The following is a 15,120-nucleotide window of genomic DNA, read 5'->3' on the forward strand; positions in this document are numbered from 1 at the left end:
GAACGTTGCCACTATTTTTCAGGGGGCGTTTCTCAGAACGAGATAACGCCGACCGCGCTTTATACGTCGAGCTCACTTCTATCCAGCCAACGACGAGTGGCACTCGTCGCCGTCCACGAAAATGGTCTCAGACGACGAACTAGCACGACACGTCGAATCGTTCGAACGAGCGGGGGGTAGCGACATCGAGCAGCGTGTCGGACAGCTCGAAGAACACGCGCACATCGTCCACGACGAACTCATGCACCGCATCGAGTCGACGCGGGCCAACGCGGCGACCCGTGACGACCTCTCGGCGCTCGTCGAGCGCCTCGACGCCATCGAGGACCGACTCGACGACCTCGAAGCAACCGTCGACGACTGCTGCGACGACTGCTGATCACTGTCGCGCCGCGAGCCGTTCGACGCGCTCCAGACTGTCCGCGTCGGCCGGCCCCTTGTCCTCCCTCACGGCGACGAACCGCGGGAAGCGGAGCGCGTAGCCCGACCCGTACGTCGGTGACGATTGGATCTCCTCGTAGCCCACCTCGAAGACGACCTCGGGCGCGAACGTCACCTCTGTGCCGGACTCCTCGCGGACGTGTGGCTCGAACAGGTCGGTGAGGTCGGCCAACTGTTCGTCGGTCACGCCGGTCGCGACCTTGCCGACCGTCGCGTAGTCGTCACCGTCGGTCACGGCGATGCGGAACGTCCCGAACAGTTCGGCGCGCCGCCCCTCTCCCCACTCGGCGCCCGTGACGACGCAGTCGAGCGTCTCGACGTCTGGTTTCCGCTTCAGCCAGTTCTTCCCCCGTCGTCCCGGCGAGTACGTCGACTCGGGGTTCTTCAGCATGATACCCTCGTGGCCCGCGTCGAGCGCCGCGGTCCCGTGAGCGGCGATCTCCTCGGCGTCCGTCGTCACGAGGAGCGCCGAGACTGCGTGTTCGTCGTCGAGAACAGCCTGGAGCCGGTCGTGGCGAGCTGTGAGCGGCTCGTCCAGCAGGTCCTCGCCATCGGCGTGCAGGCAGTCGAACGCGCGGAGTTCGACTCGGACGGCCTCACGCATCCGGTCGACCTCGTGTTTGCGTCTGAATCGCTTGAGCACCTCCTGGAACGGACGCGGCGCTCCGTCGTCGTCGACGGCGACCACTTCCCCGTCGAGGATGGTGGGTACATCGACGTGCTCCTCGACGAACTCGACGACTTCCGGGAGCGCCGTCGTCACGTCCTCCATGTTCCGCGAGAAGATGCGGACCTCGTCCCCGACGTGGACCTGCACCCGCGCGCCGTCGTACTTGGTTTCCACGGCCACCTCCTCCCACGCGTCGAGCGCGTCGGTGACGGTGCCGGCCTGTGCGAGCATCGCCTGGACCGGCCGGCCGATGTCGAGGTCCATCGCGTCGAGCCCGGCTGTGCCGGTGTCGCGAGCGGTCTCGGCCACGAGCCCGTAGTCGTTCGAGACCTGCAACGCCCGTTCGACCGACGCGACGGGCACCTCGAACGCCTCGGCGATGGCGTCTCTGACGGTTCCCTCGCCGACACCGATACGCATCTCCCCGAGGACGAGCCGCGCGAGCAGTTTGGCCTCCGCAGGTGAACACCGATTGAAGAGGCCGAACAGGGTGTCGAGTTTGGTGTCCTCGCTCCCTGCTCCCTCGGCCGCAGCGAGCGCGCGTAGCTCGTCGTCGACCTCGGCGACGGTGAGGCCATCACGTCCCCCGCTACCGAAGGAACCGAGACCGGTCTGGCCGCCGAACTCGTAGCTCGCGGCGACCGCGCCGATCTCGCCGACGCGCGCGAGTTCGGCCTCGACGTCGTCGGGCGTCACGTTGTGGCCCGCAGCCTTTGCGATGGCCGCGTGACACAGCGCCGGACCGATGTCGAGCGTCGTCGAATCGTGTGCGGGGAACACTCGACCCTGCACGAATCGGGCCACGGTGGCGAGCTGGGGTCCCGCCTCCGTGAACAGCGCGGCGACGAGCGAGGCGGTCTCCAGGTCCGCCGGCTCGGCCTCGATCTCGTCGGCGCGGTCGGCGAGCGTGGCGAACTCCATACTCGGGGTTGTGAGGTGGTCGGATTAAACGTCCCGAGTCGGTCTCGGAAAAAGCGGTGCCGTCCGCGTTACAGAACTTCGTCGAAGTCGGTGTGGCCCTCGATGTCGACGCCCTCGTCGGTGATTTCGGCGAGGAAGATACCGTTGCCGGAGCCGGTGTCACGCTCGACGGCGGACTTGATACCGCGTGCGGCGACGGTTCGGGCTTCCGCGATGGTGAGGTCGTCGCTGTACTCCTGTTCGAGCACACCGTAGGCCATCTGCATCCCGGAGCCGGTGACGGTGTAGTCGTCGGCCATGACGCCGCCGGCGGGGTCGAGCGAGTAGACGTGGCTCCCCTCGCTGTCGACGCCGCCGAGGATGGGCGAGACCATGAAGAACGGGCCGCCGCGGAGGAAGTTGCCACAGAGCGTCGAGAGCGCCTGCAGCGACATCTCCTCGCCACGGCGTGTCTCGTAGAGGTTCGCCTCCGCGCGCATCGTCCGGATGAACGACTGCGCGCCGCCGACGGAGCCGGCCATCGTGAGCGCGGCGTGGGGGTGAATCTGCTCGACCTTCTGGACGTTCTTGTTCGAGACGAATCGACCGCCGAGCGACGCGCGCATGTCCGTCGCCATCACGACGCCGTCGGGCGTCGTCAGACCGATGGTCGTCGTTCCCGTCTTGTTGACGGTGTCGAGGTCCGCCTCCGAGAGGTCGTTCTCGGGCAGCTCACCGACCTCGGGCTCGTAGGCGTTGAACTCGGGTTCGAGCTGATCGCGGATATCGGAGAACTCTGGAGTACGCATTACGCGGGCGTTCGCCACGGCCGCCCATAAACCCCACTCTTCCGGTGGGTGTCGGGCCGGGGCGTCGAGCGTAACGGTCGCAGAACGAGCGTGATTACTTGGTGTCGTCGAGGGCGGCGTCGAGCCGCTGGATGATCCGGTCGAAGGGGACGGTGACGCCTACCCGGCGCGCGACGAGCGCGAGCGGGAGCAGGAGAACACCGGTGATGAGACTCAGCTGGTACAGCGTGAGCAGGACGGCGCGGCGGAGTCGGAGTGCCATTGGCTTCGACGAGGCGGAGTTCGTACCCCACTATAAGCTTTCCCTTCGGTTCAGGCGATGCCATGCGAAATCATGACAGACCGATTCGACTGCCGTATAGCGATTCAACTGTGGTTTCGCTGGGGGCAACTGGACCCGCGTCTCTGCCCCCCTCGGGTGTCACTCCGGGCGACGAGAGCCCCACCCTTCACATAAGTTATGCAGGGGATTTGCCGAACGTGCGCACCCGGTGCGCGTGAATCCACAGCGTCAAGTTCGACGCGCGGTTTGCAACGAGTATGAGCGATTATCTGGTCGCGATGGAGGCGGCATGGTTGGTTCGGGACGTCGAAGGAGTCGACGACGCGATCGGCGTCGCGGTCAGCGAGGCGGGCAAACGCCTCAATCAGAAGGACCTCGAGTACGTCGAGGTCGACGTGGGCGCGACACCGTGTCCGGCCTGTGGCGAGCCGTTCGACTCGGTGTTCGTCGCTGCGGACACCGCGCTCGTGGGACTCGTCCTTGAGATCAAGGTGTTCAACGTCGAGGGCCAGGAACACGCCCAGCGCGTCGCCAAGAAGGAGGTCGGTGGCGCCCTCCGCGACGTGCCGCTGAAGGTCATCGAGACCATCGAGTTCGAAGCCGACAGCGACGAGTAACGTCGCGGGGCGTGACCCCGCGCTGACGAGGGACGTGGCCCTCGCTGGCGACGACTGCCGATTACCCGTGGTTTTTTGAATAACCAATAGTAATTCGAGCTATGGAACTGCCGACGCCTGCGGACCTCAGAGAGAAGCGGAAGGCGCTCGAGTTGACGCAGAGCGAACTCGCGGACCGGGCCGACGTCTCCCAGCCGCTCATCGCTCGCATAGAGGGCGGTGACGTTGACCCGCGGCTCTCGACGCTCCGGCGCATCGTCACCGCCCTCGAGGAGGCGGAGGGGAACGTCCTCAAAGCGAAGGACCTGATGCACACGGGCATCGTCAGCGTCTCGCCCGACGACTCGGTCCGGTCGGCTGCGCGGCAGATGGACGACGAGGCGTACTCACAACTCCCGGTCCTCGAACACGACCGCCCAGTCGGTTCTATCTCGCAGTCGGACCTCGTCGGCCTCGACGAGGACGCCCGCGACCAGCCCGTCTCCGAACACATGAGCGAGTCGTTCCCGACGGTGGCGGCTGACGCTTCTATCGACGAAGTGCGGCACTTACTCGAATATTACAAGGCGGTGATGGTCACCGAGGGCGGCGAGGCGGTCGGTATCATCACGGAAGCGGACGTGGCCTCGCGGCTCTCTTAGAGCGACTGGTCGCGGACCTCGACCGAATCTCCCTCTTCGACCCGGCCGATAATCTTCCCGTCCGTTTCGCTCGCGATTCGCTTGGCATCGGCTTCGGGCATCCCCGCGACGAACCCCGTGCCCATGTTGAACGTTCGGTACATCTCCTCGTCGCTCACGTTCCCCTCCTCCTGCACGAAGTCGAACACCTCGGGGACTGGATGGGGGTCGTCGACGACGTACTCGTAGTCGCCCATCCGCGAGAGGTTCGTCCAGCCGCCACCCGTGACGTGCGCGGCGGCGTGCGTCTCGGCAGCGTGGAGGTGCGGGAGGAGGTCGGTGTAGATGCGCGTCGGTTCGAGGAGCGCTTCCCCGACTGTCTCGTAGCCGTCGTAGGGATACGGGTCGGTGTACTCATGCTCGCGGGTTGCCGCGGTCCGTGCGAGCGTGAGGCCGTTCGAGTGGATGCCCGACGACGCCCACCCCACGAGCGCGTCACCGGCCTCGGCTGCTCCCGAGAACACGTCGTCCTTCGCGGCGAGGCCCGCACACGTGCCCGCGAGGTCGAGGCCCTTGACGACCTCCGGCATGACGGCCGTCTCGCCGCCGATGAGGTGGATGTCTGCCTGCTCGGCACCCGATCTGAGCCCCGCGCCGACCTGTTCGGCGAACGTCTCGTCCGGCTCGTCGACGGCGAGGTAGTCGACGAACGCGACGGGCGTGACGCCCGCGGCGACGAGGTCGTTGACGTTCATCGCGATGCAGTCGATGCCCACCGTCGAGTAGTCGCCGAGCGCCTCGGCGACCAGCAGTTTGGTACCGACGCCGTCGGTCGCGAGCGCGAGGTAGCGGTCGCCGATGTCGAGCAGACCGGCGTAGTCGCCCTCGAACTCCCCGACGGCCCCGATGAGCGCGGCCGTGGCGGCCTCGCTCTCCTCGATGTCGACCCCGGCTTCCGCGTACGTCAGTCCCTCCTCGTCGGCGTCCTCGGTCATACGCGAGAGGGTGTAGAGGGCGGCCAAAAGGACTCCGGTGTCCGGACGGGCGAGCATCCGCGAGAGCGTCGCAGGCCCCCGCGGCGCTCGGCTCCCTGCACAAACGCGCTAGAACGGAAAGCCGACGAACAGGTACGCGCCGACGGCAGCACCGACACACAGCGCGAACGTGACGGCGAAGCCGGCGAGCGACCACTGTCGCACCTTCCGCCCGTCGAGCGGCCCGAACGGGAGCATGTTGAACCCCGCGAGGATGGCGTTCACGGTGACGCCCAGCTGTGCGGCTTCGCCGACGATGCCCGCTCCGCCGAACAGGAGCCACGGGATTGCGAACAGCGCGGCGAGCGCGACGTTGACGAGCGGCCCCGCGACGGCGATGAAGGCGTGTTCACGGGGAGTGACCCGACCCGAGTGGTAGACGGCGCCGGGCGCGGCGAACAGGAACCCGGCCAGGCCACCGAGCACCGCGAGTCCGAGCATCCCGTAGTCGGCTTTGAACGCCGCCACCTGGCCGTAGTGGATGGCGACGAGCTTGTGCGCGAGTTCGTGGAGCAGGAACCCCACGCCGACCGTGAGCAGGGAGGCCAGGAACACCCGCAGCAAGAACGCCGTGGGAACGCTCGTGGGGTCCGGCAGGAGCGAGTACTGGCGGTTCGTCTGCAGGATGAAGAGGGTGAACGCGAGCCCGAGCGCGCCCCACGCGACGAGGATGTCGCGGGTTTCGGCAGCGGAGAAGCGCACCTTCACAGTATCCCCCCGAGGATGAGGTCGATGGAGTTGCGCGCACCCTGCAGCATCAGGTTCGCGATCTCTCCGGGGCCGCCGATGTCCGCGAACAGGTAGGGGATGAGGACCGTCGCGAACACGACGCTCCCGATGAAGGAGCCGACGTTCGTGAGCGCGACGACCATGATGAGTCGGAACAGCGGCACCTCGCGGAGGTCGGCGAGCAGTTCCATGATGGGGCGCTCCTCGTCGGAGACGAGTTCGTTCAGCGTCGAGATGTCCGCAACGTTCACGTCGATGTATCGCAACTCGACGTAGCCGGCGAACCAGCCCGGGGCGAGGAGCGGATTGACCGAGGTGAGCCACGCGACCGCGCCACCCACGGAGGCGCTCGTCCAGTGGGCACCCGCGAGCTTCGCGAGTGCGAAGGAGAACACGGCGTTGACGACGAACCACGCGCCGAACAGCTGGAACAGGAAGGCGTTCGAGACCCCCGCCATCGCCACGAGGGCGAAGAAGACGAGGAAGCCGAGCGTGAACAGGTAGCCGAACAGCTTGTAGAACGAGAAGCCCGACTCCTGTTTGCCCACGAGCGACGCCATCGGTGGGAGGGTCTCCGGGTTCGCGAGGTAGCGCTCGATACCCTCGCGGTGGCCCGCGCCGACGACCGCGACCACCCGTTTCCCGGACTCGCGGAGCGCGACGAGCTGGTGGGCGATGTAGGCGTCACGCTCGTCGATGAGCGCCTCGGCGCCGCCGGGTGAGAACTGGCGGAACTCCTCCATCATCGCCGTCACCACGTCGCCGTCGGTCAGCTCGCTCATGTCGAACTCCTCGACGTCCTCGTCGGGCGCCGTGAGCGCGAACAGCGCCGCGAGCAGGAGCCCGATGGCGAGGCCGATGACCGCCGCGACGACGACGAAGTCGAGGAGCGTGACGAGCAGCCCCGGAATCGCGAGCGACGCTGGGACGACCAGCGGCCCGGCGAACGCCTCGGCGAGGATGGCCAGAAACACACCGACTGAGAGCCCGACGCCGATACCGACGGTGATGCCGTCTGCGGCCCCGAGGGCCAGCCCACCGATGACTTTCAGCTTCTCGAGGCCCGACAGGCGTGCCCAGAACCGCTGGATGGTGACCTGGATGTCCCGGTCGACGAGCGCCACGTCGATGCCGTTGTCCTCGGCAGTCTCGACGGCTGCGAGCATGTCGGCGCCGGGCTTGATGTCGAAGCGGTCGCCCATCCGCGCCTGCACGTACGAGAGCATCCAGTACGCGAGGAATTGGAAGACCGTGTTGCCCCGAAGCAGGTCGGCGGCGTCCAGGTCGTCGGGCGTCTCGCCTTTCAGCTGGCGGTAGCGCCCCTCGTCGAGTTCGACGGCGACCACGTCGGGCCGTTCGGCCTCGATGGTCTCCTCCACCTCGCTGACGCTGTCCGCGGAGACGTGGGCGGTTCCGACGACGCGAACCTCGCCGGCCGACGTCTGCTCGCTCATTACCGGGCATCCGGTTGCGTCCGGTTTGTACCTGTCGGGGTTGTTTTGCCGTCGACGGGCGGGTGCCGGACGTGTGTCCCCGACGGAACCACAAGCCCCTAACGCCAGCCGGGTGGAGGCTGCCACATGGTGACGCTCGAAGACTCCTACACGGAGATGACGGAACTCCTCCAACCGAACGACACCAACTATCTCGGGCGGGCGCTCGGGGGCGCCGTCCTCCACTGGATGGACATCTGTGCGGCGATCTCGGCGATGCGGTTCTCCGGGCAGCAGTGCGTCACGGCGTCGATGGACCACGTCGACTTCCTCGCGCCCATCGACCTCGGCGAGGTGGCCATGCTGGAAGCGTACGTGTTCAACACCGGCCGGACGAGCGTCGACGTCCGGGTCGACGTCCGCGCCGAGGACCCCAAAGAGGGCAACACCCGACTCACGACCACGTCGTTCCTCACGTTCGTCGCCCTCGACGAGGACAACCGACCGACCGACGTTCCGGACCTCGAGTGCCCGACCGAGGCCGAGCAGGCGCTCCGCGACCGGGCGATCAACCTCCGACAGGAGCAACTCGCTGACGTGGCCGACCGGTTAGAGTGACGCCCTGAGTGCATCGACGTCGGCGGTCTCGCCGGTCTCGATGTAGTGTTTCGCGGCGGTGTTCGCGAGGTCGAGCGCCGGCTCCAGCCCCCAGTCGTCGGCGAGCGCACAGGCCAGCGTCGCGGTGAACCGGTCGCCGCCACCGGTGTCGGTCGCCCGTTCCTCGACGACTGGCGTGGCCGCGACGAGCAACTCGTCGGCGGTCGCGGCCAGCGTCTCGGGCGTCGCGTGAACGACGAACGCGTCGATATCGAGTTCGGCGCGGAGTTCGAGAAGCGTGTCGTCCCACTCACCGTCGAGGTCGAGTGCGGCCAGTAGCCCCCGCGTCTCGGCACGGTTCGCGCTGACCACCAGGGGCCGAGCCTCGGCACAGGCGGCCAGGGCCTCCCGGAACTCGACGGCTCGGTGGTTCCTGAGCCCGGAGAGCGAGCCAGGGTCGAGAACGACGGGCGTGTCGTCGCCCGTCTCCGCGAACGCCCGGAGGATGTCGATGACGCCGTGGACTGTCGACCAGTTGGCGAGACAGACGGCGGCCGGCGACTCGGCGAACGCGCCAGCCTCGCGGAGCGTCTCGTCGTCACAGGCCTGCAAGTCGGCGGACTCCTCGGCGAGCAGGAGGTCGCCGTCGGTGAAGTCGCAGATAGTGACGCGCGCCGGCACGCCGAGCGAGACGACCTCGAACGGGAGGTCGAAGACCGGGTCGTCACAGTGGCCGTACAGGCAGGTGTCCGCGCCGAGTTCGTGCGCCTGTATCGCCATGTTCACCGACTGGCCACCCGGGTCGTGGTGCTGTGGGTCGAGTTGGAACGAGCGGTCGCCGGCTTCGACCCGGTCGCCGAATCGGGTCCGGTTGGTGACGCGCCCACCGGCGTCGTGGACGTGGACGTAGGCGTCGACGCTCCCGTCCGGACAGGCGATGACTCTCCCAGGGTCGAACGTGTCGAGCAGGTCGCGTGCGTCTGCCATCAGCGGACGACGAGCACGGGACACGGCGACCGGCGGACGACCGACTCGGCGACGCTCCCCAGCAGCACGCGCGAGACGCCGGCGCGGCCGTGACAGCCCATCACCACGTAGTCGATGTCGTGCTCCTTCGCGTACTCGACGATGGTTCGCGACGGCGGGCCTATCTCGACGGTCGTCTCGACGTCGCGGTCGACGCCTGCCTCGCTGGCGGTCGCTTTCGCGTTCTCGAACAGTTTAGCCGCACGGTCCCGCGCAGCGTCCTCCCACTCGTCGATGTAGCCGCTCATCCCCACGTCCGGGCTGGCGGCGTAGCCGGCCTCGACGAAGTCGATGACGTGCAGCAGGTGGAACTCGGCGTCGGGATAGTCTCCGAGCGCCTGCTCCAGTGCGCGCTGTGCCATCGGCGAGTCGTCGAGTGGAACCAGTACGCGAGTCATGGTAGGTGTACGACCGCGCGGCGGAAATAGCCGCCCCCTTTATCGCCGGCCGTGCCCTGTTTCGCGTATGGCACTCCAGGTCTCTCCACCGGACCCGCCGCGACTCGAAAGCTCGTTCGACGCGGACGACTACGACGATGTGGAGGTGATGGGTGACGACTATCGCCGCGAGGAACTCCAGGAGTATCTCGCCGACGGCGCGTGGGCCGAGGCGTTCGACGAGTGGGCCGCCCACAGTGAACTCGACGAGGACCAGTGGCAGGTGGTCGCGGACCTGAACATGGTCCAGCAGTTCGATTTCTTCTGGGACGACTTCGCCGATCGCGTCGGCTACCACGCTCCCGGCATCCCCGAGGACTGGAAGGAACGAGACCTCCACCCCGAGCTGGATTCGTGGGCGACGGTCTCGGCGATCAACGCCGGGCTGACCGAACTCGGGCGGACGGTCTCGGACCTCCTGAAGGAGGAGTACATCGAGTGGGAGAGCGCGTTCGAGGCGCCCGACGACCTCCCGGAGTTCGACTAACCTTATCCCGGCTCCCCCCGGAGAGCCAGTATGGCGGCCCATCCGTTGCGCCAGCGCTTCGTCCTCGACACCTCACTGTTCCTCACGGACGAGATCAGACACGGCGACGAATCGCTCGAAGCGGCGCTCGACCGACTCCTCGACCTCGTGGCCGAGGCGAAACTCGAACTCGACATCTCCTGTTACGTTCCGCCGTCCATCTACGAGGAACTCCTCGGGATGCTCGATCGGCGCGACGTCGACGACGAACTGGTCGGCCGGCTCAACACCTGGCTGATCAAGAAGAACCCCGCACGGTTCGAGGTGATGATTCCCGCCGAGATCGTCTACCGGTTCATCGACGAGATGTCGGAGCGCGTGAACCGCGGGCTTCGCGTCTCCGAGAAGGCCGTCCGAAAGGCCGAGGACTCGCGAGACGAGGCCGACGCGGAGGGGATGAGCGAGGTCGACCGGGTCATCTCGGACTTGCGAGACGAGTACCGGACGACGCTCCGACAGGGCGTGCTCGATTCGCGAGAGGACTTCGACCTGCTCATCCTCGCGCGCGAGCTGGACGCCGGCGTGGTCACCGAGGATCAGGGCATTATCAACTGGGCGGAGGACTTCGGACTCCGGTACATGCGTGGACGGGACTTCCCGACGCTGCTCGACGAGTATCTGCAGGCGACGGTCGGCGACCGCTATCCGGAGTGAGACGCCACTAGCGATTGTAGAATACCAGGACCCGGGTGCCACGGATTGGACCCGGACGGGAGACGTTTTCCACAGCCCGTACGGCTCTTCCGACGTCAGCTGTCTCGTCGGTTTCCCGAAACACAGTCACCCGCGTTCCGGTAGTTGGCCTTCGTACCGCACCGTCCGGACGGTCCGGCGGTGGGCTGTTGCGGTTCTCCTTCGGGACTTCGACCTTGTCACCCTGTTACGGACGCTTTGGTTGTAGCCCCCAACCGCTCGGTCACGAGCGCCGTCCGTTCCGCGTCGACGACAGGCCTCTCACCCGCTCGTTCGACGCAGCCAGTCTGTTGCGCCTGGCACCGGTCGGCTCCGGGTTTTCCATCCACAATACGTGGACATTCCCGGTCGCTTCCGTTTGGTCGTCCGGTGAGTCCCCGCGACTCCCGGTCGGCAACACTACGATACGTCGGACGATATAATAAATGCTTTGGTATGTGGTACCGATTGCCACGACTCGCGCGTACCCCCCGGAAAACTCACTCCCGGGCTATGGCGATGTTCTTCACCGCGCCGTCGCACTCGGGGCAGTTCGCCTGGTGGCTCTCGGACTGGACGCGGTGGCCGCAGTCGTAACACTCATACAGGGCATCGGTCGGGTCGTACGGGTTCAACTCGCATATGCATGTGTGGCTGCCTCTCGGGCAAAAGAATTTGTCTATGTCTTCATTGACGCGATTAAGGCCCTAGAATTGGTAATGGATGGCCGAAATTAGGTGGACGAACATCCAGTTATTCGGTGGTCGCGGAGAGAACGAACGTCTCGCGTCGTTCTTCGACGCGTGTCACGGTGAACCCTGCCTCCTCGAACGTGGTCGCTGCGTCGGCCGCAGCGAACCGCTCGGTCGTCGGTGGGCCGGTCTCCCCGCGCCCGTTGGCCGACCAGTCTGCGATACCCACGCGGCCGTCCGGTCGGAGGACGCGTCGGAGTTCCGCGAGTGCATCGGGCGACGCGAACTCGTGGTAGGTGAACGTCGAGACGACGGCGTCGACCGCGCCGTCGTCGAGCGGGAGGTCACCGGCCTCGGCAGTCACCAGCTCGACGTTCGCCGGAACGCCCTTCGCTCGATAGTGGTCGTGCATCGCCTCCTGGACGTCGACGGCGTAGACGTGCGCGACGTACGGCGCGAGTTCGTCCGTGTAGAACCCGGTCCCGCTCCCGATCTCGGCGACGACCTGTTTCTCGTTCGCGTCGAACAGCGCGAGCAACTCGTCGACAGAGCAGTACGCGAACCGGGTCGGGTCGTCGAGTGCGTCGGCCCGGTCGCTGTCGAACGTGTGAAAGCCCATATCTCCGAGACGAGCGCCGACCCGATAGCTCCCCCGGTCACTCCGTGGCTCGTCGATACGTCGCTTTCGTCAGTTGGCTGGCCAGCGTCGCCGTCTCCAGCTCCTCGCGAATCGCGTCGCGCGGTGCCCCCGGCTCCAGGTCCAGCGGCCGACGAAGCGCGTACAGCGTGAACCAGTGTTCGAAATCGTCACCGGGCGGGGGACACACCGGGAGGTAGCCGATATCGCCGCGGGCGTTCCGGCCCTGTGCCGCGCCATCGAGTGACTCCACCCGGGGCTCCGGTGGCACGTTCGCTGGTATCTCGGTCGTCTCGGGTGGAATGTCCCACATGGTCCAGAGCGTCTGCTGGGAGGCGACGTCGTCTGGATAGGTGAACACCAGCGCGATGGACTCGGTCGGTGGTGGGACGTTGGCGATCTCGACGCGGGGCGAGACGCCCTCGCCGTCGCAGGTGAGCCGTCGCGGAACCGTCCCGTCGGCGAGCGCCGGGACCGTGTACTGGAGCGCCTGTGGTGTCGGACTGCCGGACGTGCCGACGTCGGTACAGCCGGCCACACCGCCGATCGACGCGGCACCGACCATGGAGAGCAGTCGCCGACGGCTGAACATCGACTCCGGGTAGGGGTGCCCGGCGTAAAGGCGTCCCGAAGCCGGTCGGTGACGAGGCCGCAGGGTTGATGCCGTCCACCCACGTCTGCTCCCTGTATGAGCGTGGAAATCGTCCCCCCATCGGAACGGAGCTGTGAACGGTGCACGCGACAGGACGTCTGGGACGAGACGACCGAGAACTGGGTCATCGCGACGGTCGACGGCGAGCGACAGGTCGGCAACTCCCACTGTATCCACGAGTGGGACATCAACGGTCGCTACAATCCCGTCCGCGAGACGGCCTGATGCCGACCGCGTACATCACCGCCCCGCCCGAGGCGGCCGCCGACCTCGCCGAGCGACTGGTCGAGGAACAGTTGGCCGCGTGTGTGAACCGCCTCGCCTGCGAGTCGACGTACCGCTGGGAGGGCGAGGTCGTCCACGACGACGAGGTCGTCCTGCTGGCGAAGACGACCGCCGAGCGCTACCCCGACCTCGAAGCCCGCGTCGAGGAACTGCATCCGTACGAGGTGCCCTGTATCGAGCGGTTCGACGAGGCTGCGATGCTCGAATCGTTCGCAGGGTGGCGCGACGAGAGCGTTCGATAGCTCGCCGACTCAGAGGCCGAGCGTCGGAACGATGTTCTGTGTGACGAGCCCGGCGATATCCAGGAGTGCGATGAGCAGCGTCGACAGCACGATGGCAACCGCCGGCGGGTCGAGATGCGTGTCGGCGTGTGCGTAGAGGACGCGCTGTGCGAGTTCGCCGAACAGTCCCGAGACGGCACCCATGACCCCGCCCGCGACGACCGCAAGATGGAGCGTCACCGCGATTTCGACCTCTTCGGGCGTGACGCCGTTCTGCAGGAGTGCAGGGTCGGCCGCCCCAACGAGGGCGATGACGAGGACGCCGGCCGGCAGCGCCATGTGGTGCGTGACGGGGAACTTCTCCATCCGGAGGCTGAGGAACACGAGCGTCGCCGCGGTGAGGCCGAACGCGAGGAACGGCGAGCCGGTGGCGTAGGTGACGAACGCGGCGAACACCCCGACGACGAACCCGAGCAGGGTGACGCTCGCCCATCGATACTGATGGGGGAGCCACGGCTCGACGACGAATCGGGCGTCGGTCTGGGATGGTTCCGTGGTGGCTCTGGACTCGGCCTCGGTGGTGCCGCCGTCGGTTCGCATCGCGCGGCGCTCGCCACGCTCGAACGGGCTCATGTCGAGCAGGCCACCGCGGATGGCGCCGAGCAGCGGGTAGCCGAACGCGATGCGGTGCAGGAACGCCGAGACGACGATGGACGCGAAGATGGGGTCCCACGGGAGTGCGAACGCGACCGACCCCTGTGCCAGCGCGGCCCCGACGACGCCGAAGACCCCGCCGACGAGCAGCACGTCCGGTTTCGCCCCCAGCGAGTAGGTGACGTGTTTCGCCTCGTGATACGCGAAGTCGGTGTCGACGTAGCCCTGTCGGGCGGCGTACGCGGCCGCCGCGACGCCCCCGCCGAGCGCGACGTGCGGCCCGACACCGGTTCCCAGCCCGATTGACGCCGTGATGCCAGTCGCGCCGAGTGCTGCCGGGTCGATGGGGGCTGCGGCGGCGATGGACGCTCGGGTGAGCTTGGCGACCTCACCGACGACGACGACGAACCCGGCGACGCTGAGCGCCGGATAGCCACCGAGAGACGCACCGAGGGCTCCGCCGGCGAACGCGATTAGCGCGAGCGCAAAGAGGCTCGTGAGCTCTACCACGGGGTACCAACTCCGGTAGCGTGAGACATCTCTGTGGAGTCATGCCCACAGCGGGATAATAAGTCCTCAGGAGGGAGCCCGACTACAGCTCGTCGAGCGCGGCCTTGAAGAAGAAGCCGAGCGCGAGATGCTGGCGCATGGCGGCCTCGACGTGTTCACGGCTCTGTGCCGGATCGTCGATGCGGTACTCCTTCGTGCGAACGAGCTCCTGCACCTCGAGGACGCCCTCCTCCTCGAGCTCGTGGAGTCGCGGGTACACCGTCCCCGGGCTGAGGTCCGCCCCGAACACGCGTTCGAGGTCCTCCATCAGTCCCTTCCCGTGCGTCTGGCTGTCGCGGAGTGCGACCAGCATCAGCAGGATCTCGTTCAGATTCGCCTTCACCGTCGCCTCGTTGAACTCGAACTCGTCGTCGAAGAGCGCGTCGAGTACCGTCTCGAGGACGATCTCGGCGCGCTGCTCGACGGCATCGCCGTCAGCCCCCAGTCCCCCGACCATCTCCTGGTAGAGACGACCGACAGAGACGCTGCTGTCTTCGCTGTCGGTCAATTTAGTTTCGTCAACGTTCGAGGCCATACCTCCTCATTGAGTAGCACCTACATAAATGTTCGACACGGCTATCAACGAATGAGAAAGCTCTTGCTACTCGGGTCACGCCGACGGGCGACGACGGACGA

21 protein-coding genes are annotated in these 15,120 nt (G+C 66.8%); 8 read left to right on the top strand and 13 right to left on the bottom strand.

Going from position 1 to position 15,120, the window contains the following annotated elements; all coding sequences use genetic code 11:
• Positions 1-121: 121 nt before the first annotated feature.
• On the top strand, positions 122-379 hold the full coding sequence (locus NL126_RS16650) for a hypothetical protein (RefSeq protein WP_255196007.1): 258 nt from the start codon (positions 122-124) through the stop codon (positions 377-379).
• On the opposite strand, the gene ligA is transcribed toward NL126_RS16650, so the two are convergent.
• The 3 genes from ligA to NL126_RS16665 form a co-directional block, all read right to left on the bottom strand.
• A complete protein-coding gene (gene ligA, locus NL126_RS16655; RefSeq protein ID WP_255196008.1) occupies positions 380-2,032 on the bottom strand; it encodes an ATP-dependent DNA ligase LigA in 1,653 nt (550 codons plus the stop codon).
• Between the two features lie 68 nt (positions 2,033-2,100).
• Positions 2,101-2,820: an archaeal proteasome endopeptidase complex subunit beta gene (psmB, locus tag NL126_RS16660; protein ID WP_255196009.1), complete on the bottom strand. Its 720-nt coding sequence runs from the start codon at positions 2,818-2,820 to the stop codon at positions 2,101-2,103.
• Between the two features lie 94 nt (positions 2,821-2,914).
• Complete coding sequence (locus NL126_RS16665; protein ID WP_255196010.1) at positions 2,915-3,082, bottom strand: hypothetical protein; 168 nt, start codon at positions 3,080-3,082, stop codon at positions 2,915-2,917.
• 278 nt (positions 3,083-3,360) lie between these two features.
• On the opposite strand from NL126_RS16665, the gene NL126_RS16670 reads away from it, so the two are divergent.
• Together NL126_RS16670 and NL126_RS16675 are read left to right on the top strand one after the other, a co-directional pair.
• On the top strand, positions 3,361-3,720 hold the full coding sequence (locus tag NL126_RS16670) for a DUF555 domain-containing protein (RefSeq protein WP_255196011.1): 360 nt from the start codon (positions 3,361-3,363) through the stop codon (positions 3,718-3,720).
• A gap of 101 nt (positions 3,721-3,821) precedes the next feature.
• Positions 3,822-4,361 carry a CBS domain-containing protein gene (locus tag NL126_RS16675; protein ID WP_255196012.1) on the top strand — a complete coding sequence of 180 codons (540 nt, stop codon included), beginning with the start codon at positions 3,822-3,824 and terminating at the stop codon, positions 4,359-4,361.
• Here NL126_RS16675 and purM read toward each other — a convergent pair.
• From purM to NL126_RS16690, 3 genes are all read right to left on the bottom strand, one after another.
• Positions 4,358-5,335 carry a phosphoribosylformylglycinamidine cyclo-ligase gene (gene purM / locus NL126_RS16680; protein WP_255196013.1) on the bottom strand — a complete coding sequence of 326 codons (978 nt, stop codon included), beginning with the start codon at positions 5,333-5,335 and terminating at the stop codon, positions 4,358-4,360. The genes NL126_RS16675 and purM overlap by 4 nt on opposite strands.
• Before the next feature lie 108 nt (positions 5,336-5,443).
• Complete coding sequence (locus tag NL126_RS16685) at positions 5,444-6,082, bottom strand: zinc metalloprotease (protein ID WP_255196014.1); 639 nt, start codon at positions 6,080-6,082, stop codon at positions 5,444-5,446.
• On the bottom strand, positions 6,079-7,557 hold the full coding sequence (locus tag NL126_RS16690; protein ID WP_255196015.1) for a TraB/GumN family protein: 1,479 nt from the start codon (positions 7,555-7,557) through the stop codon (positions 6,079-6,081). The genes NL126_RS16685 and NL126_RS16690 overlap by 4 nt, the downstream gene beginning before the upstream one ends.
• A 126-nt stretch (positions 7,558-7,683) precedes the next feature.
• Here NL126_RS16690 and NL126_RS16695 point away from each other — a divergent pair, with 126 nt between their 5' ends.
• Positions 7,684-8,154: an acyl-CoA thioesterase gene (locus NL126_RS16695; protein WP_255196016.1), complete on the top strand. Its 471-nt coding sequence runs from the start codon at positions 7,684-7,686 to the stop codon at positions 8,152-8,154.
• Here the strand turns inward: NL126_RS16695 and NL126_RS16700 are convergent.
• Together NL126_RS16700 and NL126_RS16705 are read right to left on the bottom strand one after the other, a co-directional pair.
• Positions 8,146-9,120 carry a hypothetical protein gene (locus tag NL126_RS16700; protein WP_255196017.1) on the bottom strand — a complete coding sequence of 325 codons (975 nt, stop codon included), beginning with the start codon at positions 9,118-9,120 and terminating at the stop codon, positions 8,146-8,148. The two genes, NL126_RS16695 and NL126_RS16700, sit on opposite strands and share 9 nt — an antisense overlap.
• Positions 9,120-9,557, bottom strand: a complete 438-nt coding sequence (locus tag NL126_RS16705; protein WP_255196018.1) for a universal stress protein — start codon at positions 9,555-9,557, stop codon at positions 9,120-9,122. Before NL126_RS16705 ends, NL126_RS16700 begins: the two co-directional genes overlap by 1 nt.
• Before the next feature lie 67 nt (positions 9,558-9,624).
• Here NL126_RS16705 and NL126_RS16710 point away from each other — a divergent pair, with 67 nt between their 5' ends.
• Positions 9,625-10,083 carry a DUF7992 family protein gene (locus NL126_RS16710; RefSeq protein ID WP_255196019.1) on the top strand — a complete coding sequence of 153 codons (459 nt, stop codon included), beginning with the start codon at positions 9,625-9,627 and terminating at the stop codon, positions 10,081-10,083.
• Between the two features lie 30 nt (positions 10,084-10,113).
• Positions 10,114-10,776: an RNA ligase partner protein gene (locus NL126_RS16715; RefSeq protein WP_255196020.1), complete on the top strand. Its 663-nt coding sequence runs from the start codon at positions 10,114-10,116 to the stop codon at positions 10,774-10,776.
• Positions 10,777-11,294: 518 nt separating this feature from the next.
• Here the strand turns inward: NL126_RS16715 and NL126_RS16720 are convergent.
• The 3 genes from NL126_RS16720 to NL126_RS16730 form a co-directional block, all read right to left on the bottom strand.
• Complete coding sequence (locus NL126_RS16720; protein WP_255196021.1) at positions 11,295-11,429, bottom strand: rubrerythrin-like domain-containing protein; 135 nt, start codon at positions 11,427-11,429, stop codon at positions 11,295-11,297.
• Between the two features lie 118 nt (positions 11,430-11,547).
• Positions 11,548-12,105: a class I SAM-dependent methyltransferase gene (locus NL126_RS16725; RefSeq protein ID WP_255196022.1), complete on the bottom strand. Its 558-nt coding sequence runs from the start codon at positions 12,103-12,105 to the stop codon at positions 11,548-11,550.
• Positions 12,106-12,142: 37 nt separating this feature from the next.
• The gene (locus NL126_RS16730; protein ID WP_255196023.1) at positions 12,143-12,715 is read right to left on the bottom strand and encodes a YbhB/YbcL family Raf kinase inhibitor-like protein; all 573 of its coding nucleotides are present in this window, start codon (positions 12,713-12,715) and stop codon (positions 12,143-12,145) included.
• 96 nt (positions 12,716-12,811) lie between these two features.
• Here NL126_RS16730 and NL126_RS16735 point away from each other — a divergent pair, with 96 nt between their 5' ends.
• Together NL126_RS16735 and cutA are read left to right on the top strand one after the other, a co-directional pair.
• Entirely contained in the window at positions 12,812-13,000 is a 189-nt protein-coding gene (locus NL126_RS16735; RefSeq protein ID WP_255196024.1) for an HEWD family protein, read from the top strand.
• A complete protein-coding gene (gene cutA / locus NL126_RS16740; protein WP_255196025.1) occupies positions 13,000-13,302 on the top strand; it encodes a divalent-cation tolerance protein CutA in 303 nt (100 codons plus the stop codon). The genes NL126_RS16735 and cutA overlap by 1 nt, the downstream gene beginning before the upstream one ends.
• Before the next feature lie 9 nt (positions 13,303-13,311).
• On the opposite strand, the gene NL126_RS16745 is transcribed toward cutA, so the two are convergent.
• The gene (locus NL126_RS16745; RefSeq protein ID WP_255196026.1) at positions 13,312-14,445 is read right to left on the bottom strand and encodes a DUF7973 family transport facilitator; all 1,134 of its coding nucleotides are present in this window, start codon (positions 14,443-14,445) and stop codon (positions 13,312-13,314) included.
• 82 nt (positions 14,446-14,527) lie between these two features.
• The gene (locus NL126_RS16750; protein ID WP_255196027.1) at positions 14,528-15,019 is read right to left on the bottom strand and encodes a helix-turn-helix transcriptional regulator; all 492 of its coding nucleotides are present in this window, start codon (positions 15,017-15,019) and stop codon (positions 14,528-14,530) included.
• Between the last annotated feature and the right edge of the window lie 101 nt (positions 15,020-15,120).

This window comes from Halorarius litoreus (assembly GCF_024362405.1).
In the GTDB taxonomy this organism is placed as follows: domain Archaea; phylum Halobacteriota; class Halobacteria; order Halobacteriales; family Haloarculaceae; genus Halorarius; species Halorarius litoreus.